Below are 20,782 nucleotides of genomic sequence, written 5' to 3'. Positions count from 1 at the left end.
TTGAAGAGAGTGATAAGGTTCTGAGTGGTGCAATTTATTCATGCCGCGCGAAGAAATCGACAATGGCATGTAAAGCCTCAGCGCGCATAACGTCTTTTTCAAACAGGATCTCATGACGCGCGCCTTCAATAACATAGGGTTGACCGCCTTCGCAGGGATGGCCGGCGGCCTGCATCGCCGCACAGAAAAGGTTCTGCGAACGGTTATCCACCACTTTATCGTCCCCGGCCTGCAGCAGCAGCAGCGGCGTGCTGATGGCCGCCGCCTTGCCAAGGATGTTTTGCCCCGCCTGAACGCCTTCGCGTACCCAATGATAGGTTGGCCCGCCGACCCGAATCGCGGGATCGTCCGCATAAAAGCGCAGGCTGCGCTTGTAACGTTCGCGGCTGTGCGTTAGCACATTCAGGCTGAACGGGCGCACCCGCCATTTGCCGGTTCCCAGCGCATAACCGTCGCGCATCGCCGGGCGTTTTTCCATCCAGTCAAGGATCCGGTGCGCCATCCAGGCGGGCATCGGCAAACAGATGCCGAGCATCGGTGCAGACAGTACCACGGCGTTAAATGCAGCAGGATTACGCGCCAGCAGCAGCGTCAGGATAGCGCCGCCCATGGAGTGCGCCAGCGCATAGCGATGTCGATAGTGACCGGCGATCAATTCCTTCAGGTAGAGCGTTTCTAAATCATCGACATAATGATCGAAGTGAACGACATGACCACGATGCGCATCTTTCAGCAGCCGCCCTGAGCGGCCCTGCCCACGATGATCAACAATGATGACATCATAGCCGCAGTGCCACAGATCGTAAGCCAGCTCCGGGTATTTAACATAGCTTTCAATGCGTCCCGGCACGATCAGTATCACTTTATCGTGTTGCACCGAGGTGAAACGCACATAGCGAATCGGCACATTTTCAACGCCGATAAATTCGCACTCTTCGCGCTGACGCCAGAAATCAAGCAGCGGCCCGGTGGCAAAAGCAGCAAACGCCTGCTCGCGCGTTGGCCAGTGATTTTTATGACTGGTCATAGCTCGACTCCCTTAACGCTCCCGGCATATTGCCGCCGTAGCGCAACCGCTGGCAATGGCGTATTGTGGCACAATTCTGCGCAATCAGGGAGCGTTACCCATGTCAGTCGAATGGTGGATGACTTATCTGTTAACCACCGTCATTCTCAGCCTGTCGCCCGGTTCGGGAGCGATAAATACGATGAGCACCAGCATTAGTCACGGCTATCGCGGTGCGGCGGCCTCTGTCATCGGTCTGCAGGTTGGGCTGGGCGCGCATATCATTTTGGTGGGTATTGGACTGGGCGCGCTGTTTTCCCGCTCGCTGTTGGCGTTTGAGGTTTTGAAGTGGGCAGGCGCTGCCTGGTTAGTTTGGCTGGGAATTCAGCAGTGGCGGGCGGCCGGAGCGATCAATCTGGATGCGGTTTCTCATGCTATGCCGCGCCGCCGTCTGTTTCAGCGTGCGGTGCTGGTGAACCTGACTAATCCCAAGAGTATTGTTTTTCTCGCCGCGCTGTTTCCGCAGTTTATTATTCCGCATTATCCACAGACGATGCAGTATCTGGTTTTAGGCGTGACGACAATTGTGGTCGATGTGGTGGTGATGACCGGTTATGCCGCACTGGCGCGACGAATTGGCGTCTGGATTAAAGGGCCGCATCAGATGAAGCTGCTGAATCGGGTGTTTGGCGGGCTGTTTGTTGCCGTGGGCGCGCTGTTGGCTTCAGCACGGCGTATGGCTTAGGAATATTGGGTTTCTGGGTCTGGTCAGCGGCGGAGACTGACTTCTGACTGCCGGGTTCCGGTCAGCGGCGGCCGGCAGCTACGTAAAGACGCCGTGAATCCATCCCTGGAGGCTCCGCCGCGTCATCCATGACGCGGAGGCTTTACTCCGCTGCCTGCCCCCGCTTCCCTGGCTTCAGTGCTTGCCGCTTCCCTGGCTTTTGTTTTTACAGCTGCCCTGCTCTCAGCCCTTACCCTTTACTCCCCAGGTAGACGGCCGTCGGTGTCGCAGCCAGTTGCTGGACGGCCAGCACGCAGCGATCCGAGCGTATAAATAATACGTGAGGAAGCGAGTACTGCCCGGACAGCAAATAGCAAGTAAACCAGGCCGTCCAGGACAGCACGCAGCGATCCAAGCGTATAATACGTGAGGAAGCGAGTACTGCCCGGACAGCAAATGGCAAGTAAACCAGGTCTCACCTAGCGGGAGAGGATCAGATGGATGCCGAACCCGGCAAACAGCACGCCCGCCATACCGTCGATCCATTTCGCCATGCGCTGATACTGGCGGCGCATCCAGGGAAGCGCAAAGACCGCAGCGACCAGCGTAAACCAGGCGAACGTTTCGCTAATAATCAGTACAAACAGCCCCCAACGCGCGTCAGCGGCAACATCATCGCCAACAAACAGTGAAAAGACGCTGCCGAAATAGATAACCGCTTTGGGATTTGAGAGGTTAGTCAGAAAGCCTTTCAGAAAACTGTGCCCTTTTTTTGCCAGCTCAACCTGCACTTCCGCATCTTCCGCAACCGGTTGAAGATGCTGCCGACGCGCCGCGCGCATCAGCTGCCAGCCCAGCCAGGTCAAATAAATTCCGCCGCACACCATAATTACTTCGTGCAGCCAGGCCATTTTTTGCAGGATAAGATGTAAACCCATCAACGCGACGCCAGCCCAGATAACAATACCCAGCGTAATGCCCAGCACGCCCATCATCGCTTCTTTACGGGAGCGACTGGCGGCGGTTTGCGAAACAAAAAAGAAATCTGGTCCGGGGCTCATCAGTGCGACTAAATGCACTGCGGCAACGGTAAGAAAAAGCGCGAGCATAACAGTTTCCTTGCCGATAAATGAAACGGGAAAGCCATCTGGCTATTCCGGGGTACGCATGATTATCACGCCAAAACCTGTTCTGTTCATCTGTTATCTATGATAGCCGTTTCGCGCATGATTATTGCGGCGCTATTTTACTCTTCGCCGGTCATATGCTCGCGGATCATCACCAGGAAAGGCTTACCAAAACGTTCCAGCTTACGGTGGCCGACGCCGTTGACGCTGAGCATTTCCGACGCGGTAACCGGCATCTGCTCCGCCATCTCAATCAGCGTCGCATCGTTAAACACCACGTAAGGCGGGATATTCTCTTCATCGGCAATCGCTTTACGCAGCTTGCGCAATTTCGCGAACAGCTTGCGATCGTAGTTGCCGCCGTAGCTTTTCTGGTTGTTATATTTCGGCTTAACGGTAACCAGACGCGGCACGGCCAGCATCAGCGGCGTTTCACCACGTAAAACCGGCCTCGCCGCCTCGGTAAGCTGCAGCGCCGAATGTAGCGTAATATTCTGCGCGACCAGCCCCAAATGAATAAGCTGACGCAGCACGCTGACCCAGTGCTCATGGCTTTGTTCGCGGCCGATACCATACACCGGCAGCTTATCGTGTCCCTGGTCGCGAATGCGCTGATTGCTGGCGCCGCGCAGCACTTCAACCACGTAGCCCATGCCGAAACGCTGACCGACGCGGTAAATAGTGGAGAGCGCCTTTTGCGCTTCAACCAGGCCATCGTAGCGCCGTGGCGGATCGAGACAAATATCGCAGTTGCCGCACGGCTGCTGGCGCCCTTCGCCAAAGTAGTTCAGCAGCACCAGCCGACGACAGGTTTGCGCTTCGGCGAAAGCGCCCATCGCATTGAGCTTATGGCGTTCAATATCCTGCAGCGGGCCGGGCGCTTTCTCTTCCAGACAGCGACGCAGCCAGGCCATATCCGCCGGATCGTAAAGCAGCATCGCTTCGGCAGGCAGACCGTCACGTCCGGCGCGTCCGGTTTCCTGATAATAGGATTCGATATTGCGTGGAATATCGAAATGCACCACAAACCGTACGTTGGGCTTGTTGATCCCCATGCCGAAGGCGACGGTCGCCACCACGATTTGCAAATCGTCGCGCTGGAAAGCTTCCTGTACCTGGGCACGATGCGCGTTGTCCATTCCGGCATGGTAGGCCCCAACGCTCAGGCCGCGGCTTTGCAGGCGGGCGGCGGTGTCTTCCACCTTTGCCCGACTGTTACAGTAAATAATGCCGCTTTTGCCACGCTGATCCTGTACGTAACGCAGCAGCTGTTCGGTTGGCTTAAATTTTTCCACCAGCATGTAGCGGATATTGGGCCGGTCGAAACTGCTGATTTGAATCAGCGGATCGTCCAGCTGCAGCAGCCGAACAATATCGTTACGGGTGGTTTCGTCTGCGGTTGCCGTCAATGCCATCACCGGCAGCGCCGGAAAACGCTGACGCAGCTGACCCAGCGCGCCATATTCAGGACGGAAGTCGTGGCCCCACTGGGAAATACAGTGCGCTTCGTCCACCGCCAGCATCGCTGGATTCCAGTGCGTCAGGCTGTCGAGGAAGTTATCCATCATCAGGCGTTCCGGCGCGATATAAAGCAGGCGCACCTCGCCGCTACGGCATCCCGCCATCACCGTCTGCTGCTCTTCCCGCGTTTGCGACGAGTTAAGACACGCCGCCGCCACGCCGTTCGCCAGCAGCTGATCGACCTGATCTTTCATCAGCGAGATAAGCGGTGAGACAACCAGCGTCAGGCCGTCGCGCAGCAAGGCCGGAATTTGATAACAGAGCGATTTTCCGCCGCCGGTGGGCATCACCACCAGACAATCCCGGCCGTTCAGCGATGCCTGAATGATGGTTTGCTGCCCGGGGCGAAACTGCTGATAGCCGAAGGTATCGCGTAATACCTGTTCAGCCAGCGCTTCATGATTAATTACTGCCGCCGTAGACACGTCTTCCCCGTATTGCACTGCATAATGATGACTTGACGGGCGGCATGCCGCCCGAAGAGAGAGTTGCTGTGTGACAGACCCGTCGGGCGGGCCTGGATCAGAACAGATCGTTTAAGGTTACGCCAACGCCAACGCGAGTCTGGCGGTGATTATAATCGATTAACGATTCGCCATAGCCACTAAATACCTGCGTATAAAAACGCACATGTTCGCTAATCGGATAGCTCCAGCCCAGCTCCGCGCCGCCATAACCGCTATTCCAGTTATAGTTGCCCTGAATGCTGAAAATGCTGTCGCCCAGACGGTAACCTAATTTGGCGCGATAATAGCCCATGTATTTAGTAATGTCAGGGTTATCGTCGCTACTGGTGTCTTCCGACAGGCGATACCAGGGCTTAATTTCCGCCAGAAAGTTGCCGTTTTGCGCCATCAAACGCGCATAAACGCGGTTCCAGCTGCGAGAAGTGGGATCGGAGCGCCCGTTCGACTGGTGATTAAAGCCAAATTCCACATCGCGCAGCGTCCAGCCCGCGAACGAGTAATCCGTCGCCCATCCGAGAAAAATTTGTGGTTCGTAGTTAGTTTCACGGAACGGCGATGACTCGCTATGGTTAGAGAGCTGCCACCAGGAGCGTTGAGTATAAGAAGCGGCCAGCACCGAATTATCGCCCAGAATACCGCGCCATAAAGGAAACGCCAGGCTGAGCTGGAATTCTACCTCATCCTTTTTCGCATTGTCAGCCCAGTCATAGGATTCAATCGCCTCCTTATTGAGGTCGCTGGTCCATGTATAAAGCAGGTAGTTGCGTTCATAAGGATAAAGCACAAAGGGATTATCATGTTGTTCCAGCAGGTTAGCGATAATACTGCCGCGTACCGCTGGTGTATCATGTACATCCTTGACGGTGGCTTCTTCAGCCTGCGCCAATACGGGCAGTAATAAAGCCGCCGCAACTAATCCTCTTAGTAACCGCATAGTATTCTCCGGTGAAGCGCTGGGTGCCATTCAAAGGGCCATTAAATAAAAAAAGCAGGCCATTCTACACGCAATTCCCATATGAAATCAGCGCTGTTTTCTGAGAGTAGAAAGCACGTTGCTGACAGCATAGAATACACAACTTGTTAACATAAGCGCACTTTACGATCGGGCTTCAGGAAAATCCTTTTATGTCAGAGACTCAGTTAAATTCGGCGGCGGCACGTCAGCTTATTGGTGAGATTTTTGTTTACCATATGCCCTTTAATCAGGCGCTGGGCCTGGAACTAAAACGCCTTGATGCCGATTATGCTGAACTTCGTTTTGCCAATAAAACCATGCTGGTCGGCAATGCGGCCCAGCAGATTTTGCACGGCGGCGTTATCGCCTCGGTGCTGGATGTCGCTGCCGGGCTGGTATGCGTCTCCAGTTCGCTGACGCGTCAGGAGAGCATTACCGAGCAGGAGTTGCGCCAGCGTCTGGCGCGTATGGGAACCATCGATCTGCGCGTGGATTATCTACGGCCCGGACGCGGCGAGCATTTTATTGCCGCCAGCAGCCTGCTACGCGCCGGCAATAAAATTTCCGTGGCGCGTGTCGAGCTGCATAACGATGCGGGCGTTCACATCGCCAGCGCCACCGCAACTTACCTGGTCGGCTAATATTCACCGCTGCGCCAGCTTTTACTTTACACTGGCGCCTTTACCTCTGAGAACACACCGTGATGGATACACAACAAACGCGCCAGGGCATTCTCTGCGCGCTGTGCGCTTATTTTATCTGGGGCGTGGCGCCCGCCTATTTCAAACTGATTCAGCAGGTTGCCCCCAGCGAAATTATGACGCATCGCGTTATCTGGTCGGCGCTGTTTATGCTGGGGCTCATTTCAATGACCCGCAGCTGGCGACGCGTGAAAACGGTAATACAGCAGCCCAAAAAGGTGCTGCTGCTGGCGCTCTCCGCCACGCTGGTCGGCGGCAACTGGCTGCTCTTTATCTGGGCGGTAAATAATCATCATATGCTGGAAGCCAGCCTGGGATATTTTATTAATCCGCTGCTTAACGTAATAATTGGCATGCTGTTTCTTGGCGAACGTTTTCGGCGGATGCAGTGGGTAGCAGTGCTGATGGCGACCTGCGGCGTGCTGGTGCAGCTGTGGAAATTTGGTTCACTGCCGCTTATCGCGCTGGGGCTGGCGTTAAGCTTTTCCCTGTACGGCCTGGTGCGCAAGAAGGTTGCGGTGGATGCCCAGAGCGGAATGCTGATTGAAACGCTGTGGCTGTTTCCGCTGGCGTCGATTTATCTGTTTGGCATTGCTGACAGTGCGACCAGCCATCTCGGCAACAATACCGCCTCGTTAAATCTGCTGCTGATCGCCGCCGGGATAGTCACCACCATTCCGCTGATGTTATTTACCGCCGCCGCCACGCGCCTGCGGCTGTCAACGCTGGGCTTTTTTCAGTATCTGGGCCCGACCCTGATGTTCCTGCTGGCGGTGCTGTTTTATGGCGAAAACATGACGCCAGATAAAGCGGTGACCTTTGGCTTTATCTGGCTGGCGTTGGCGCTGTTTATTATCGATGCGCTCTACACGCTGCGTCGGTCAAGAACGAGCAAAGCGTGAAATAAAACGCGCCAGCGCCGGACCGGTAAGTAAGATGGTGAATAGCCTCAGGGTTTGCAGCGCCATAACAAAAGCGATATCGACGCGGCTCCCCGCCGCAATAATCGCCACGGTATCCAGCCCGCCTGGGCTGGTTGCCAGATAGGCGGTCAGCAGATCGATATGCAGCAGCTTCGTCAGCATCCAGGCCATCGCGCCACACAACAGCATCAGCCCGATAATCGAGGCAAGCATCTGCGGTAACGTGCGCAACGCCAGCCGAAATATCGGGCGCGTAAAGCGTAGCCCCACCGTCCAGCCAATTAATGCGTAGGCGGTAGCCAGCAGCCATTCCGGCACCTGTAGCTCTACCGTTCCGCTGCTTTGCAAAGCCGCACCCGCCAGCGCAGGCAGCAGCAGCGCGCCAGAAGGAATACGAAAGCGCTGCCCCAGAAACGCGCCCAGCAGCATAATCCCCAGCGTAATGACAAAGCGCATATCCAGCGGCGGAAACCAGATCTGCGGCGCGGCGTGCTGCGCCTCATCGCCCAGGCCGATACGCGCGACTATCGCCGCGGCGGTAGCGACAAACAGCACGCGCAGATACTGCATAAACGCCACCAGCCGCGCATCGGCCCCGTAATCGGCGGCCATCGCCACCATTGCCGACGCCCCGCCAGGCGACGAGCCCCATGCGCCGGTCGGCCCAGGCAAATCACTGTAGCGTACCAGCAAAAAGCCGGACAGCCCGCTGGCCGCCAGCGTCAGCAGCAGTATCGTCAGCACTATCGGCCAGTTGGTAATCAGCGGATTGATAACCGAGGGCGACAGGCTTTGAGCAATCATGCAGCCCAGCACCGCCTGGCAAAGAATAAATAGCCGTTTATCAATGCGCAGCGTCGCGCCCAGCAGCCCCATGACTACGCCAACGACCATCGGGCCCAGCAGCAGCGCAGCCGGTACATGAAAATATTGCAGTATGAAACCCAGCAGCAGCGAAACGCCGATAAGCGTCATCCACTGCTGTTTGCGCGAGAGCTTTTCCATAGAAGGGAACGATCACAGAGACTTGAAAAGCTTAAGGTTACGTTCAACCCGCCGGGAATACCAGCGGTAACAGGCCGGACGTATGTCCGGCCCGGCAGCGTTAAAGCCAGTTTTTACGCTTGAAGTAGAGATAAGGCGCCAGCCCGGCGAGGATCATCAGGCCGATAGCCCCAGGATAACCGAAGCTCCATTTCAGCTCCGGCATAAACTCAAAGTTCATCCCGTAGCTGGAGGCTACCAGCGTCGGCGGCAGAAACACGACCGATACTACCGAGAAGATTTTAATAATGCGGTTCTGCTCAATATTGATAAAGCCCATCGCCGCCTGCATCAGGAAGTTAACTTTCTGAAACAGAGATTCATTGTGCGGCAGCAGGGATTCAATATCGCGCAGGATTTCCCGCGCCTGCTCCAGTTGGTTATTTGGCAGACGCGCCTTACGCACCAGGAAGTTCAGCGCGCGCTGGGTATCCATCAGACACAGGCGTACTTTCCAGCCAATATCTTCCAGCTCCGCCAGGGTTGAAAGCGCCTGATCGAACTCATCGCCCTGCTGCCCTTCCATAATCACCCGGCTCAGCTTTTCCAGATCGCTGTAGATGTTTTCAATCTCATCCGCCAGTTGTTCAATTTTGGTTTCAAACAGGTCCAGCAGCAGTTCATAGGCGTTGCCGTCAATCAGCGTCTGGTTGCGGGCGCGCATCCGGTAGAGACGAAACGCCGGCAGCTCACGCTCGCGCAGCGTATAGAGGCGTCCCTCGCGAATGGTAAAAGCGACGGTCGCGTTGCCTGCGTGATCTTTGGCATCTTCATAGAAAAAGAAGGAGTGGATGTGCAGGCCGTCTTCGTCCTCAAAAAAACGGGCGGAGGCTTCGATATCTTCCAGCTCGGGACGGGTTGCCAGGCTTTGGCCCAGTTCATTTTGCACGCGCTCGCGTTCTGCCTCTTCAGGCTCGATCAAATCGACCCAAACCGAAGAAGCCAGATCTTCCGGCGTATCTTCCAGCTCTAGGCGTGTAAGGCGGCTGCGATCCAGTTTAAAAGCGCTCAGCATAGCAGTACTCCCAATGAGTCATTCAAACGGGACAATACGCCAGAACACAGAAACCTGAGTTTCAGTCGGTGGTAAACGCTAACTCGTGCGACGGGAAATTCGATCGCTGACAACCACAAAGGCTATCAGCATAAGAGGATGGCCTTAGGGGTTGTACCTGTTGATAAGGTGGGTGAGCCAGCATCGACTGGGAGTGTCCAAGGCGAAAGTCCTCTTAGGGTGATGGTGCGCGCATGTTACGCTGAGACGAAAAAGGCGTCAAGCGAAGCAGGACGCCGCCAACAGCCGCGCCCTGGCTTTTCATAAACGGGGAAGATCCTCGTCTGGCGCGCATTCGCCAGACGAAAGAAGGCGGCGTTACGTTAATGCGCGGCGAATGTTATACCGCTTCAAGCCGCGCGTAAGCTGCCACCAGCCATTTAATACCCTGGCCCTGAAACGCAACCTGCAGGCGGCTGTGATCGCCGCTGCCTTCAAGATTAATGATGGTGCCTTCGCCAAATTTGGCGTGGCGCACGCGCTGACCCAGCGTAAAGCCGCTGTCGTTTTGCGCCACCGGCGTGCCCATCCGCTGATGGCTGACCGGACGGCTGATACTGGCGCGCAGGCGCACTTCATCCACGCACTCTTCCGGCAGCTCGCCGATAAAGCGCGACGGGCGATGATAAACTTCTTTACCGTACAGCCGACGCGTTTCCGCATAGGTCAGCGTAAGCTTTTTCATGGCGCGGGTAACGCCAACGTAGGCGAGACGGCGCTCCTCTTCCAGCCTGCCGCCCTCGTCAAGCGACATCTGGCTGGGGAACATTCCCTCTTCCATGCCGACAATAAAGACCTGACTGAACTCCAGCCCCTTGGCCGCGTGCATGGTCATCAGCTGCGCCGCATCCTGCCATTTATCGGCCTGGCCTTCGCCCGCCTCCAGCGCCGCGTGCGACAGAAACGCCTGCAGCGGCATTAAATCTTCATCTTCGTCCTGATAGCTGTACTGACGCGTGGCGTTCACCAGCTCTTCTAAGTTTTCGATGCGCGCCTGGCCCTTCTCGCCTTTTTCCTGTTCATACATCAGCCACAGGCCGGAATCTTTAATCACCCGATCGGTTTGTACGTGCAGAGGCAGCTCCACAGTTTCCTGCGCCAGCGAATCCACCAGTTCGGTAAAACGCTGCAGCGCCGAGGCGGCGCGTCCGGCCAGCGCCTTTTCCTGCAGCAGTTCGCGGCTCGCCTGCCATAACGTCAGCTGACGATCGCGCGAAGCCTGACGCACTACGTCCAGCGTACGATCGCCAATGCCGCGCGTCGGCGTATTCACCACGCGCTCAAAGGCGGCGTCATCATTACGATTGGCGATCAGACGCAGGTAGGCCAACGCATCTTTAATTTCCTGGCGCTCGAAGAAGCGCATACCGCCGTAAATACGATACGGCATGCTGGCCTGCAGCAGCGCCTCTTCCAGCACGCGTGACTGGGCGTTGCTGCGATAAAGAATGGCGCAGTCGCTGAGCGCGCCGCCGTTCTCCTGCCACACTTTGATGCGGTTCACCACAAAACGCGCCTCATCCAGCTCGTTAAAGGCGCAATAGAGGGAGATCGGCTCGCCGTCGCTGCCGTCGGTCCACAGCTCTTTCCCCAGCCGACCGTTGTTGTTGGCGATCAGGGCGTTGGCGGCCTTCAGGATATTATTGGTGGAGCGATAGTTTTGCTCCAGACGGATGGTTTCCGCGCCGCGAAAATCGTTCAGGAAGCGCTGAATGTTTTCCACCTGCGCGCCGCGCCAGCCGTAGATTGACTGGTCGTCATCGCCAACGATCATGACCCGGCTGCTATCGCCAGCCAGCATCCGAATCCAGGCATACTGGATACTATTGGTATCCTGGAACTCATCCACCATGATGTTGGTGAAACGTTCACGGTAGTGGTTAAGGATGTGCGGTTTATTTAGCCACAGCTCATGAGCGCGCAGCAGCAGCTCGGCAAAATCAACCAGCCCGGCGCGATCGCAGGATTCCTGATAGGCCTGGTAAATACGCAGCCAGGTTTGCTCAACCGGATTGCCGTAGCTTTCAATATTCTGCGGACGCAGGCCCTCATCTTTTTTGCCGTTGATGTACCACATCGCCTGACGCGGCGGCCACTGTTTCTCATCCAGATTCATCGCCTTAATCAGGCGTTTCAGCAGGCGCAGCTGATCTTCGCTGTCGAGGATTTGAAAATCCTGCGGCAGCCGGGCATCCAGATGATGAGCGCGCAATAAACGATGCGCCAGGCCGTGGAACGTCCCGATCCACATCCCGCCCTGACTGGTGCCGATCAGCTGCTCAATACGGTGACGCATCTCTGCGGCGGCCTTATTGGTAAAGGTGACCGCCATAATTGAGTATGGCGAGCAGTTCTCTACCGTTAGCAGCCAGGCGATACGATGCACCAGCACGCGTGTCTTGCCGCTGCCCGCGCCTGCCAGCACCAGCAGGTTATTGCGCGGAGCCGCCACGGCTTCGCGCTGTTTATCATTCAGGCTGTTTAGCAGGTCAGAAACGTCCATAAGCACCGTCAGTCAGGAAAAACGCTCCAGCGGGTCACTGGATATTTGTACAGAAGATTATATCAGCGCGGTCAGCGATGCCAACTGCGTAATTTCCAGATGCGGCAATAACCGCGCATCGTCAATCTGCATCAGGTTGCCTTCACGCAGATTAATCCAGCAGGCCTGCATACCGCAGCGCAGCGCGCCAGCCACGTCGGTAGTCAGATCGTCGCCAACGTGCAGGATATTTTCCGGCGCGAGATTTAACCGCTGCGCCGCCAGATGATACATATCCTGATACGGTTTCGCGCGCCCGTGCGGGCCGGCACGCAGAACAAACTGAAAATAGCGATCGAGCCCGAACAGGTGCGGTTCCGCGTTGCCGTTGGTTATCGCCACCAGCGGAACCCGCTCCGCCAGCGCCGCCAGCGCCACGTGCGTTTCCGGCGGCACGTCAACCTGGCTGCGCCAGTGAGCAAAAACAGCCATTACCTTGTCCGCGCCTTCCTGCGCCTCGGCGGGCGTCAGACCGATATTCAGCATCGCCAGCTCCACGGTGCGACGTCGCCATTCCGTCACGTCATGGTAAATATCAGGCTCCTGCGCTAATAATTGGTCGCGCAGCTGCTGATACGCTTCCACTGAAAAATCATGCAGATCGGGATGCCAGGACTGCAGAAAACGGTGGGATTCAGCGGTGGTTTTACAGATCACCGGATAGTTGTCATACAGCGTGTCATCCAGATCGAAGGTGATCGCTTTGATCGGCTGCAGCCGACGGTAAAAATGCATCAGGATTTTCCTCGTTTGGCGCGCGGATGCGCCTCATCATACACCGACGCCAGGTGCTGGAAGTCGAGATGAGTATAAATTTGCGTAGTGGAGAGGCTGGCATGGCCCAGCAGTTCCTGTACCGCGCGTAGATCGCCGCTGGATTCCAGCATATGCGTGGCAAAAGAGTGGCGCAGTTTATGGGGATGAACGTGGCTGCTGACGCCCTGCTTAACGCCCCATTCGGCGAAGCGTTTCTGTACGTTGCGCACCGAGATGCGCCTGCCCTCTTTCGACACGAACAGCGCATCGCTGTCCGGCGCGAAACATTCACGCAGCGCCAGCCATTTTTCGATCCACCCGACCGCCGTACGGCCAATGGGCAGACGACGCTCTTTGCTGCCTTTGCCGGTGACCCAGACTTCACCCGCTTCCAGATCGAGATGGCGCAGATCGATACCGACCAGTTCGGAAAGACGCAGCCCCGCGCCATACATGACTTCCATCATGGTCCGGTCACGTACCGCCAGCGGATCGTTTTGGTCAATGCTCAGCAGCTGATTAACCTCATCGACATCAATATTTTTCGGCAGATGTCGCGGCGCGCGCGGCGTGGCAATACCTTTGGCCGGATTGGCCTTCAGCACGCCCTGACTGACCAGCCAGTCTAAAAAACTGCGCAGCGCGGAAAGCCGCAGCGCCAGGCTCGCCGGCTGTAAACCGGCACGGCGCCCTTTCGCCGCCAGCGTGCGTACATGCGCCGGCTCCAGCTGCGCCCAGTCGCTGATCTTCATCTCGCTGGCCTGTTCCATCAGCACGGCAAGCTGGCGCGCATAGTTCTCATGCGTTAACGGACTGAGCTGACGCTCTACCTGCACATAACGCAGAAATCCCTCGACGGCAGCCTGCAGCGGCATGATGTCACTCATGCGCGCGCTACCCAGCGGTTCAGCAGTTCCGGCAGCATCAACGCCAGATAGTGCAGCAACAGCGTGCCCTGTCCGGGCTGATAATGATGCATATCACGGCTGCTGAAGATCAGTACGCCCAGATCGCCGCGTTCGCCAAACAGCGACATCGCCACCGAACCGACCGAACGCGCCTGGGGCAGTAACAGCAGCAGCTCCGGCCCGTTCAGGCTGCCCAGATAATGCTGATCTTTCCCCAGCAGCTGTATACGTACCGGTTCAAACGCCTGACGCGATAACGCCAGCTGCGTAAAGCTGGACGGCGCGCCCAGCTGCCAGCTATCGCTGAACAGCCGTACGTCGGCCCCGGCCAGGCCCAAATCACGCGCCCAGCGTTGCAGGCGGTTCAGCATATCCTGTAAAGAAGGCGCGGACGCCAGGTGACTTTGCAGGCTCAGCAGGCGGTCGAATAGCTGATGGTTAGCGGATGCCTGTTCCATTAGCTGGGTAATTTCTTCTTCCAGCTGTTGAATATGATTACGCTGGCGCGCCATATGCCATTCCACCAGCGATACCGTACCGCGTACCGGATGCGGCACCGCCATTTGTTCTACCTGGCGCGCGTTGCGAATAAAAAAGTCTGGATTTTGCCGCAGGTAGTCACCTACCGCTTCGTCGTTCAGCATCAACGCCGGGGCTGTCTCTTCGACATTTTTCATAAATGAATAAACCCATCATAAACATGCGTGGCCGGTCCGGTCATATAGAGCGGATTTCCCGGCCCTTTCCAGGCGATATGCAGCGTGCCGCCGGGTAGATCGACGCGCACTTTTTCCGCCAGTAATCCCTGTTGTATACCGCTGGCTACCGCCGCGCAGGCTCCGCTGCCGCAGGCCTGGGTTTCTCCCGCGCCGCGCTCGTAAACGCGCAGACGAATATGTTCCGGGTTAACCACTTCCATAAAGCCGACGTTTACCCGCTCCGGGAAGCGCTCATGGCTTTCCAGCACCGGCCCTAACGTTTCGACCGCCGCCGTTTTTATATTGCCGACCTGGATCACGCAGTGCGGATTGCCCATAGAGACTACGCCAAACATCAGCGTCTGCTCAGCGACGCGCAGCAGATAGAGGCTTTCCGCCTTATTGGCACGAAACGGCACCTGCTGCGGCTCAAAATTGGGCTCGCCCATATTTACGCGCACCAGCTCGTCGTTGGTGACGCTCAGCACCATCCGTCCGGTTTGGGTGCTGACCCGAATATCACTTTTATTGGTCAGCCCTTTCAGCCGCACAAAACGGGCAAAGCAGCGCGCGCCGTTGCCGCACTGCGCTACTTCGCTGCCGTCAGCGTTAAAAATACGGTAGTGAAAATCGAGATCGGGATCGTACGGCGGCTCTACGATCAGCAACTGATCGAAGCCTACGCCCAGATGACGATCCGCAAGGCGGCGGATCAGCTCCGGTGAGAAATAGACATTTTGCGTGACGGCATCAACGACCATAAAGTCATTACCAAGACCGTGCATTTTCGAGAACTGCATTTTCTGCTCCGCCGGCTGGGCCATCATGATTACTGCGTCGCTTGCATATCCGCATCCGGGAGGGCCAGGTTAGTGTCCTGTTGACCATCCGGCTGGGTCGCCGTTGAAGAAGATGTGGGCTGCTCTGCAGTTGGCTGCGGTGAACTCTGTTTCGGCTTATCCTGTGGCGGGAAATAGAGCGGCCCTTTCAGTCCGCAGCCGGCCAGGCTGGTTAACGCCAGCGCCATTGCCAGCCGACAAATGGTTTTCTTCATGGTATTCCTGCTTATGATTGATGCGTATTCCTGGTTGCTTATCATCGCAGCTGACTTTGGAAAAGCAACAGGAAAAGGTGACGTGATGTGCTGCTTCTCACTCTTATCAGACGATGTTGCAAAGGCCCCCGGCGCGTTATACTCGTCCAAAACTTAAAGGAAACAACGATGCAAGACAGTGAATTTCACCAGTTAGCCGACGACCTGATGTTAACGCTGGAAGAACAGCTTGACGCGTACAAAGGCGATAGCGATATCGATTATGAAACCCATGCCGGAATTATGACGCTCAGTTTTGAGAACGGCAGCAAGATTATTATTAATAAACAGGAGCCGCTGCATCAGGTGTGGCTGGCGACCAAAGGCGGCGGTTACCATTTCGATTATCAAAACGGCAGCTGGATTTGCAACCGCAGCGGCGCAGAGTTCTGGCAGCTGCTGTCGGAAGCCTGCAGCGCGCAGTCGGGCGAGCCGGTTACGCTGCGTTGATTGCCTGCCTGAATTCTGAACGGTTTAAATGACAAAGCCCCGGCGGGGCTTTGTTTTAGAACGTATATTTTGTTAAACGGATGGTCTGCTGCTCTTTACTTTGCCAGATATAAAATTCCGTTTTCCGCTGGCCTTCTCGTTCCCAGCGTCCGCCCCCCTCATCGTCAGGGACATAGTGATATCCTAAAGCCGTCAGGTAGTTTTCTAACGCGGCGGTATCCGTTGCGCCATTAAAAACAATCCTGCTCATTTCTGGCGAGGGGCCGTCCATCATCCCAAAGAGAAAGTAATAATCATCCGAAATACGCGGCGCATTTTTGATATCTTCATCAACAAAAGAATAATAAAGCCACCAGTCACTCTGTTTAAAACCTGGACTCTTGTCTGCTATGCCCAGCATTTTACAGTCGGCTAAAACCAGAGCGATAGCCATCACCACCGTTAGCCCCAGCGTACGTGTTAGCCATTTCATTTTCATTATTTATCTTACTTAGCCATTACCTGTGCTGTCTGTATCAGCCTGACAGGCAATCCTGAACGACGTCCTTTTCTGGCTGACAAATGAGCCAGTAGCAACCTGTAGCATGCAATCGGGCGAGACGCTGCGTTGATTGCCTGCCTGAATCCTGAACGGTTTAAATCACCAAGCCCCGGCGGGGCTTTGTTTCACAATGAGTATTTGGTCAGAAAGATCGTCTTGCCCGCTGTATCGCGCCATATATAAATGTTGGGATTGGGACGGTTGTCCTTTTCCCAGCGTTGACCAAACTCATCATCAGAGACGTGCTGATATCCCAACGCCGCCAGATACTTTTCTAATGCCGCCGTTTCCGTTGCGCCATTAAAGACAATCCCGCTGATTTCAGCAGAAGGGCCGTCCATCCGGCGAAAGCGAAAGTAATAATCATCCGTAATACGCGGCGCATTTTTAATATCGTCATCAACGAAAAGGCGATAAAGCCTCCGCTCGCTCTGTTTGAAGCCAGGATTCCGCTCTGCCTCATTTATCAGGCTGGTATTGATGTAAAAAAAGTCAACAACGTTAATTACTAGCACCGCCAGCAGTAGCATCAGCGCCCACTTAAGCCATTTCATTTTTTCTTAACTTCCCATCCGACGGTGACCTGTGCTCCGGCATCGATACGACGGACAATATCAGATTTGAACTGGGTAAACGGCCTAATCGACATCATAAAATTTGGCAGTCTGCCTTTATAAGGAATATGAGGAATACGTGTATCAGCGGGGTCCGGGAACAGCAGCGGGTTAAACCCTTTATTTTTAAAAGTGCCCAGCGCGCCATAGTAATCCCAACGCCTGAGCGCCGCTTCTTTACTGACGATTTTCAGCCAGGGCCAGTAATTTTGCGGCCGCACAACTTTATAAAAGCCCAACAGATCGGAAACCAAATCTTCTGCGCTGAAGCCGCTGTCGGTGTACCAGCTAAAAAAGGGCATTGACTGCCAGTTCTCAAACGCGATCGCCGTTTCCATCATCAGCGCCAGCGTAATGCTGTGCCTTTCGGCAAGCGTTCGCCCGCGTTTGATATTCCAGCGCGAACAGCGGCCGGTACTAAATGATTCTAACGACATCGTTTGCCGATACTTAACCAGGTAATAGGGTTGCCCGCTGACCTCCCCCCTCTCCATTTGCGCAAGGCAATCTGCTATATCACCTCCGCGCGCATGCCCTAAATCTATCCAGCCTAAAACTTCTGAATAAACCAGCCCAGTATCGTTTTTCCCTGGTGCCCACGGATCAATAACATCATTACGTTTGCTCATAGCCATCCCTGCATAGTTAACAAGAAGGTTCTGGCGAAAAAACAACCTGTTCGCTATGAGCAAAATAGGGGAGAAGCGCAGCCGCGCACTTAAGACCTGTCTCGAAAATGTGCAGAGGGAAAACGAAATGGATAAGGAATCATCGCCAGCCTGAGCCCGCGCAATAAGCGCGTGGCAAGGCGTGATGCTACTGGCTTAGTAAACCTGGAAGCGCTGCGGATAGTCGGTGCTTTCCGGCTGGTTAGCGCACAGCTGGGTCAGCGTCTGACTGCGAAAGGGAATGACCTGGGTGCGACTGTCTACGCTAACAATTTGGTAAAACTGCGGCAGGTTGAAATTAACGAAGCTGGAGCCGTAGGTAAAACGATCGTGCGAAGAAGAGTAGAAGCGGCTCACGTCGCGCACCAGCTCCTCTTTACTGCCTTCGCAATGGTGGTACACCTCGATGCGGTTAGCTTCATCCAGAATATAGATATTAAAGCCGCTGTCGTTATTGGTGTCCTCAAAAAAGAACTGGATGATCCCCTCGCTGGCGTAGCCATTGACCACCGGCGGCAGCTGTACCTGCTCGGTCTCTACTTTAATCGACAGGCCGTGCAGCTTGTTATTGGAGATAGCGCCGTAAAACTCCACCGCATTTTCCAGCTTCTGTACCGAAACGCCCAGGCGTTCAAAGAACAGCCCCCAGGTTTGCCCGGCCACGCGCAGCGCCTTAAACCGGCCCGGATCCTGACGCGTACTGGAAAGACGCAGCTCAATGCATTCAGAAACCAGCTGCTGTACGCGCGTACGGATCAGGCCGCGCAGATGCTGGCTATAGCAGAATACTTCAACCGCATCGGGCGGCGCCGCATCCTGATGCATCTTGCCGAGAATGGTTTTTAACGCATCCAGCATCGCCTGCTCGCCGCTGAAGTGCAGCGTACGCACTTCATTCCACGAGTTGCGATAAAGGAGATCGATGCTGCCGATCAGGCACTGTTGCTGCTGACCAAAGCTGAATACGTCCAGCTTGCGGAAATCAAAATGCACTACCTGATTACGAAAGGCGGCGGTCGGGTCATATTCCAGGTTGACGATCAGCGCCAGATGGCGGATTTCACACGGGCTGTAGAGCGCTTTCGCCGTGGGCGCCGGCAGCCGCAGCGGGAAATGGTGCGAAACGTCCGCGACCAGCTCCTGCAGCCGCGCCAGATCGCACGTCTCGTTGCCTTTAATATGCAGCCGGGTTCTTTCCGTCAGCAGGCCGTTAAACCAGGCCCAGGCCACCAGCTTATTCAGGTAGCGGTTATATTCCAGCGGCTGATGGCTGATAATAGAATTCATATCCGGCGCCTGGTTATAAAGATACCAGCCCGACCGGTTAGCGCGCCCGTCAGGCACGTGAATAAAGGTTAAATGCGTTTCGGACAGATCGGGCGAAATCTGCGGGTTAACCAGCGTCACTTTGCCCGGCAGCGCTTCAAAGGCGGCATACAGCTTACGCGTCAGCACGCCGATATCCTGCGGGCTGGCGCTAACGCTTAAGTTGTTGCGGCGCGCAAAACGAATCAGGTTGCGATAGCTTTGCATCATCGCATCCAGCAGTTCATTATGCGCTTCACGCACGCGTTCGATTTTCCAGTCGGCGCGGCTGTCGAGCACCGCAAGGCGCGCCTCGTCCCAGCCCCACTCGCTGACCAGCTGCGCCAAAATTTCGCGACGCCAGCCGGAGCGATGCGCGCTTCCATCCTGCGACAGCTTTTCACAAACCTTCAGGTAAAAGCAGCGCCGCACCAGATCGAGCCGGGCATGATCGTCAATGCTGGTCAGATAGTGCGTTACCCGCTCCAGCATCATGCAGTAGGGATCCAGACCGAACGACACGATTTCACCATCGTGCAGGCGCTGTTTAATATCCATTGCCAGCAGACGAGTCTGAGGATACTCCCAGGAGTAAGCCTCCAGCAGCAGGGTTTTTAATACCGCTTTATAAGGCGAATCGATACTTTTATAGAGCTGCCACAGGCTGGCGCCAAAATACTCTTCGGCGGAAAGCGTGCTCAGCCCGCCCAGATCAAGCCATTCATTCGGCGTCAGCACCCCTTGTGCATAGAGCGACATAACGTAATCGTCGTAATGCTCTTCTTCTTCGCCCGGCACCATATTCCACAGGATGCGCTTGCCCGCCATACGCACGGCGGTACGGTAAAACTCATCCAGCAGTAATATATGCTGCGTTGAGCCGCAATCTTCGCCGCCCAGGCTGCCGCTTTCATTGTGGCGAAAGCGATTCTCATCGATCAGAAAGAAACTGACCTCAACGCCCATCGCCGCACACCACTTCTGCAGTAACTGACATTTTTTCTGCAGCGCCAGACGTTCGTCGCCATCCAGCCATGACTGATGGCAAACCCAAATATCCAGGTCGGAGGTGCTGTTTTGCCCAACGGAGGAAGTACTGCCCATAGAATAGAGGCCGGTAATCGGCATCTCTCCTTTAGGCGGTACGGTGGCGGGCTGGTTCGACTTATGCTCAATGTCCTGCAGATAGCACAGTTGGCTTTCATCAGACGTGTAGAAGCTGATGCCGTATGGAACGTTACCTTCAAGGTAGCCCGGCATCAGAGGATGATGATGATGTAATAAGGTTGGCAGCAGACCGTATACCTGCTGGAAAGCAGGGCCCATTGCAGCCAGTGCGCGATCGACACGCAGTTGGTTGATGGCATCCAGTCTCTGTTTCAATGTCTCAATGTAGAGGTACAAGACGTTTCGCCTGATTGTCCCAGTGCTTATAAATAACCCTGTTTCCCCGATCCGCCGCTTCATTAAAAAAATTTTCGGGCAGATTACTGCTGGAAACGTGATCAATCTAACACCCGGCAGATTGACCGTAAAGAAAGTTGCGCTACTTAACAGTTTAGCACGCTTTATCCGCCGATCGCTCTGTCCTGTCCTTTTTACGCTTTCCCTTACTCGTCTAAAAATCGTAGCAACTGACAGCCTTCCTGTATCAATGATAGGATAATCAGTGAACGATCAAAACG

21 protein-coding genes are annotated in these 20,782 nt (G+C 55.4%); 4 read left to right on the top strand and 17 right to left on the bottom strand.

All coding sequences use genetic code 11. The features are described from left to right. Positions 1 to 34 precede the first annotated feature (34 nt). Positions 35 to 1,027: a lysophospholipase L2 gene (gene pldB / locus COO59_RS16815; protein ID WP_103060895.1), complete on the bottom strand. Its 993-nt coding sequence runs from the start codon at positions 1,025 to 1,027 to the stop codon at positions 35 to 37. 100 nt (positions 1,028 to 1,127) lie between these two features. Between pldB and rhtB the strand changes: the two genes are divergently transcribed. Next, a complete protein-coding gene (gene rhtB / locus COO59_RS16810; protein ID WP_103060894.1) occupies positions 1,128 to 1,751 on the top strand; it encodes a homoserine/homoserine lactone efflux protein in 624 nt (207 codons plus the stop codon). Positions 1,752 to 2,209: 458 nt separating this feature from the next. Here the strand turns inward: rhtB and rhtC are convergent, their stop codons facing one another. From rhtC to pldA, 3 genes are all read right to left on the bottom strand, one after another. Then, a complete protein-coding gene (gene rhtC / locus COO59_RS16805; RefSeq protein ID WP_103060893.1) occupies positions 2,210 to 2,839 on the bottom strand; it encodes a threonine export protein RhtC in 630 nt (209 codons plus the stop codon). 137 nt (positions 2,840 to 2,976) lie between these two features. Then, positions 2,977 to 4,803, bottom strand: coding sequence for an ATP-dependent DNA helicase RecQ (gene recQ / locus COO59_RS16800; protein WP_103060892.1), 1,827 nt, complete (start codon positions 4,801 to 4,803; stop codon positions 2,977 to 2,979). Positions 4,804 to 4,900: 97 nt separating this feature from the next. Next, positions 4,901 to 5,779 carry a phospholipase A gene (gene pldA / locus COO59_RS16795; RefSeq protein WP_103060891.1) on the bottom strand — a complete coding sequence of 293 codons (879 nt, stop codon included), beginning with the start codon at positions 5,777 to 5,779 and terminating at the stop codon, positions 4,901 to 4,903. A gap of 191 nt (positions 5,780 to 5,970) precedes the next feature. On the opposite strand from pldA, the gene COO59_RS16790 reads away from it, so the two are divergent. Both COO59_RS16790 and rarD read left to right on the top strand, forming a co-directional pair. Continuing rightward, positions 5,971 to 6,441: a thioesterase family protein gene (locus tag COO59_RS16790; protein WP_103060890.1), complete on the top strand. Its 471-nt coding sequence runs from the start codon at positions 5,971 to 5,973 to the stop codon at positions 6,439 to 6,441. A gap of 62 nt (positions 6,442 to 6,503) precedes the next feature. After that, positions 6,504 to 7,403 carry an EamA family transporter RarD gene (gene rarD, locus COO59_RS16785; RefSeq protein ID WP_103060889.1) on the top strand — a complete coding sequence of 300 codons (900 nt, stop codon included), beginning with the start codon at positions 6,504 to 6,506 and terminating at the stop codon, positions 7,401 to 7,403. Here the strand turns inward: rarD and COO59_RS16780 are convergent. The 9 genes from COO59_RS16780 to lptM all read right to left on the bottom strand — a co-directional run bounded on the left by COO59_RS16780 (position 7,383) and on the right by lptM (position 15,480). Next, the gene (locus COO59_RS16780; RefSeq protein WP_103060888.1) at positions 7,383 to 8,429 is read right to left on the bottom strand and encodes an AbrB family transcriptional regulator; all 1,047 of its coding nucleotides are present in this window, start codon (positions 8,427 to 8,429) and stop codon (positions 7,383 to 7,385) included. The two genes, rarD and COO59_RS16780, sit on opposite strands and share 21 nt — an antisense overlap. Before the next feature lie 100 nt (positions 8,430 to 8,529). Continuing rightward, entirely contained in the window at positions 8,530 to 9,483 is a 954-nt protein-coding gene (gene corA / locus COO59_RS16775) for a magnesium/cobalt transporter CorA (RefSeq protein WP_103060887.1), read from the bottom strand. Between the two features lie 144 nt (positions 9,484 to 9,627). Further along, positions 9,628 to 9,684 (bottom strand): YsgD/CorL family protein, encoded by a 57-nt coding sequence (ysgD, locus tag COO59_RS21675; RefSeq protein ID WP_350355818.1) that lies wholly within the window; start codon positions 9,682 to 9,684, stop codon positions 9,628 to 9,630. Positions 9,685 to 9,862: 178 nt separating this feature from the next. Beyond that, positions 9,863 to 12,025, bottom strand: a complete 2,163-nt coding sequence (uvrD, locus tag COO59_RS16770; RefSeq protein ID WP_103060886.1) for a DNA helicase II — start codon at positions 12,023 to 12,025, stop codon at positions 9,863 to 9,865. A 57-nt stretch (positions 12,026 to 12,082) separates the two neighbouring features. After that, positions 12,083 to 12,799 carry a 5-amino-6-(5-phospho-D-ribitylamino)uracil phosphatase YigB gene (gene yigB / locus COO59_RS16765; protein ID WP_103060885.1) on the bottom strand — a complete coding sequence of 239 codons (717 nt, stop codon included), beginning with the start codon at positions 12,797 to 12,799 and terminating at the stop codon, positions 12,083 to 12,085. After that, positions 12,799 to 13,707, bottom strand: a complete 909-nt coding sequence (xerC, locus tag COO59_RS16760; RefSeq protein ID WP_103060884.1) for a tyrosine recombinase XerC — start codon at positions 13,705 to 13,707, stop codon at positions 12,799 to 12,801. Before xerC ends, yigB begins: the two co-directional genes overlap by 1 nt. Then, entirely contained in the window at positions 13,704 to 14,405 is a 702-nt protein-coding gene (locus COO59_RS16755) for a DUF484 domain-containing protein (RefSeq protein ID WP_103060883.1), read from the bottom strand. The genes xerC and COO59_RS16755 overlap by 4 nt, the downstream gene beginning before the upstream one ends. After that, entirely contained in the window at positions 14,402 to 15,226 is an 825-nt protein-coding gene (gene dapF, locus COO59_RS16750) for a diaminopimelate epimerase (protein ID WP_103060920.1), read from the bottom strand. Before dapF ends, COO59_RS16755 begins: the two co-directional genes overlap by 4 nt. Positions 15,227 to 15,255: 29 nt before the next feature. Then, positions 15,256 to 15,480: an LPS translocon maturation chaperone LptM gene (gene lptM / locus COO59_RS16745; protein ID WP_103060882.1), complete on the bottom strand. Its 225-nt coding sequence runs from the start codon at positions 15,478 to 15,480 to the stop codon at positions 15,256 to 15,258. Between the two features lie 168 nt (positions 15,481 to 15,648). On the opposite strand from lptM, the gene cyaY reads away from it, so the two are divergent. Then, entirely contained in the window at positions 15,649 to 15,969 is a 321-nt protein-coding gene (gene cyaY, locus COO59_RS16740) for an iron donor protein CyaY (protein WP_103060881.1), read from the top strand. Positions 15,970 to 16,024: 55 nt separating this feature from the next. Here the strand turns inward: cyaY and COO59_RS16735 are convergent, their stop codons facing one another. The 4 genes from COO59_RS16735 to COO59_RS16720 all read right to left on the bottom strand — a co-directional run bounded on the left by COO59_RS16735 (position 16,025) and on the right by COO59_RS16720 (position 20,501). Beyond that, positions 16,025 to 16,447, bottom strand: a complete 423-nt coding sequence (locus COO59_RS16735; RefSeq protein ID WP_103060880.1) for a hypothetical protein — start codon at positions 16,445 to 16,447, stop codon at positions 16,025 to 16,027. A 188-nt stretch (positions 16,448 to 16,635) separates the two neighbouring features. Next, on the bottom strand, positions 16,636 to 17,040 hold the full coding sequence (locus COO59_RS16730) for a hypothetical protein (protein ID WP_133158617.1): 405 nt from the start codon (positions 17,038 to 17,040) through the stop codon (positions 16,636 to 16,638). Positions 17,041 to 17,060: 20 nt separating this feature from the next. After that, positions 17,061 to 17,753 carry a hypothetical protein gene (locus COO59_RS16725; RefSeq protein ID WP_103060878.1) on the bottom strand — a complete coding sequence of 231 codons (693 nt, stop codon included), beginning with the start codon at positions 17,751 to 17,753 and terminating at the stop codon, positions 17,061 to 17,063. Positions 17,754 to 17,948: 195 nt separating this feature from the next. Next, the gene (locus tag COO59_RS16720) at positions 17,949 to 20,501 is read right to left on the bottom strand and encodes a class I adenylate cyclase (protein WP_103060877.1); all 2,553 of its coding nucleotides are present in this window, start codon (positions 20,499 to 20,501) and stop codon (positions 17,949 to 17,951) included. Positions 20,502 to 20,782: the final 281 nt, after the last annotated feature.

It is taken from the genome of Mixta theicola (assembly GCF_002895925.1).
GTDB classification, from domain to species: Bacteria; Pseudomonadota; Gammaproteobacteria; order Enterobacterales; family Enterobacteriaceae; genus Mixta; species Mixta theicola.
The sequence above is the reverse complement of the archived record's forward strand: the minus strand, read 5'-3'. Positions and strand labels throughout refer to the sequence as shown.